Annotated in this window: 2 protein-coding genes; both read left to right on the top strand. The window is 68.0% G+C overall.

Translation table 11 applies throughout. The features are described from left to right. The first annotated feature begins 4 nt into the window (after positions 1-4). On the top strand, positions 5-835 hold the full coding sequence (locus O0J73_RS22300) for a phosphatase PAP2 family protein (protein ID WP_345784124.1): 831 nt from the start codon (positions 5-7) through the stop codon (positions 833-835). Positions 836-941: 106 nt separating this feature from the next. Beyond that, positions 942-1,724 carry an exodeoxyribonuclease III gene (xth, locus tag O0J73_RS22295; RefSeq protein ID WP_008266625.1) on the top strand — a complete coding sequence of 261 codons (783 nt, stop codon included), beginning with the start codon at positions 942-944 and terminating at the stop codon, positions 1,722-1,724. Positions 1,725-1,747: the final 23 nt, after the last annotated feature.

The raw sequence follows: 1,747 nt of genomic DNA, 5'->3' as shown, positions 1-1,747 counted from the left end.
GCTGATGTCCCACCCTGCCCGCCCGCTGCTCGGCCTTGCCGTCGCTGTGGCCCTGGCCGGTTGCGCCGCCACCGCCGCCAAGCCGACCGCCGTCGAAGCCAACATCACCACCAAGGCGGTGGGTTACCTGGACAAGAGCGCGGTACCGGCCAGCCTCGACCTGGTGCCGGCGCCGCCAGCGGCCGGTTCGGCTGCCCTCGCCCTCGACGAACAGGTCAGCCGTGAAGCCCGCGCGCTGCGTGGCGGCCCGCGCTTCGCCCAGGCCGGCATCGATGCCGAACTCAGCTTCCCCGAAGGCGCCAACCACTTCTCCTGTGCCGCCGACATCGACGTCGATGCGGTGAAGACCCCGGCCCTGTACCGCCTGCTCGAGCGCAGCCGGATCGACGCCAGCGCCGCCACCAAGGCCGCCAAGAACCACTACCAGCGCCCACGCCCGTTCATGGTCAATGGTGAGCCGACCTGCTCGCCGAAGGACGAGGAGGGCCTGCGCAAGAATGGTTCCTACCCGTCCGGCCACACCTCGATCGGCTGGGCCTGGGCGTTGATCCTGTCGGAGATTGCGCCGGATCGCGCCGATGCCATCCAGGCCCGTGGCCGCAACTACGGCGAGAGCCGCCTGGTGTGCAACGTGCACTGGCAGAGCGACATCCTCGAAGGCCGCTTCATGGGCGCCGCCGCCGTGGCCCGCCTGCACGACAACGCCGCCTTCAACAAGGATCTGCTGGCCGCGCGCAGGGAGATCGCTGCCGCGCGCAAGGCCGGCCTGCACTCCAGCCGTGACTGCGCCACCGAGAATGCGGTGCTGAAGGTGCGCCCACAGAGCGCGCTGTAAGCGCGCCGGATCAACCGTTGCCGGCCAGCGGCCGGCACTACCGGTAGGTGCCAAGCGCCAACCAGGGTTGGCGTCTACCAGACCCCACCCGGGTAGAATGCCCCGCATGAAGATCGCCTCGTGGAACGTCAATTCGCTCAATGTCCGCCTGCCGCACCTGGAGCAGTGGCTCAAGGCGTTCGGCCCGGACATCGTCGGTATCCAGGAAACCAAGCTGGAGGACCACAAGTTCCCCGATTCGGCGCTGATCGCCGCCGGCTACCGCAGCGTGTTCGCCGGCCAGAAGACCTACAACGGCGTGGCGCTGCTCTCGCGTGAGCCCGCGCAGGACGTGCAGATCGGCATTCCCGGTTTCGAGGACGAGCAGAAGCGTGTCATCGCCGGCACCTTCGGCGACCTGCGGGTGATCAACCTGTACGTGGTCAACGGCCAGGACATCGGCACCGACAAGTACGACTACAAGCTGCGCTGGCTGGAGGCCGTCCATGCCTGGATCGCCGAAGAACTGCAGCGGCACCCGAAGCTGATCGTGATGGGCGATTTCAACATCGCCCCGGACGCGCGCGATGTGCACGACCCGGAGGTGTGGAACGAAAACCACATCCTCACCTCCACTGCCGAGCGCGGCGCGCTCAACAAGCTGCTGCAGCTGGGCCTGCACGATGGCTTCCGCCTGCACAACGACGAGGCGGGCACCTTCAGCTGGTGGGATTACCGTGCCGCGGGCTTCCGCCGCAACCTGGGCCTGCGCATCGACCTGACCCTGGTCTCCGACGCGCTGAAGGGCAGCGCGGTGGCCTCGGGCATCGACCGCGAGCCGCGTACCTGGGAACGCCCGAGCGACCACGCGCCGGCATGGGTGGAAGTAGAGTCGAGCTTGCTCGACTGATCTCCCATGCAGTCGAGCAAGCT

It is taken from the genome of Stenotrophomonas sp. Sm6012 (genome assembly GCF_030985895.1).
In the GTDB taxonomy this organism is placed as follows: Bacteria; Pseudomonadota; Gammaproteobacteria; order Xanthomonadales; family Xanthomonadaceae; genus Stenotrophomonas; species Stenotrophomonas forensis.
This window is presented reverse-complemented; position numbering and strand designations above follow the sequence as displayed.

What these genes read in the sequence shown, in the direction of transcription:
- O0J73_RS22300 (WP_345784124.1), top strand. Translation starts at nt 5, where the DNA reads ATGTCCCACCCTGCCCGCCCGCTGCTCGGCCTTGCCGTCGCTGTGGCC.
- xth (WP_008266625.1), top strand. Translation starts at nt 942, where the DNA reads ATGAAGATCGCCTCGTGGAACGTCAATTCGCTCAATGTCCGCCTGCCG.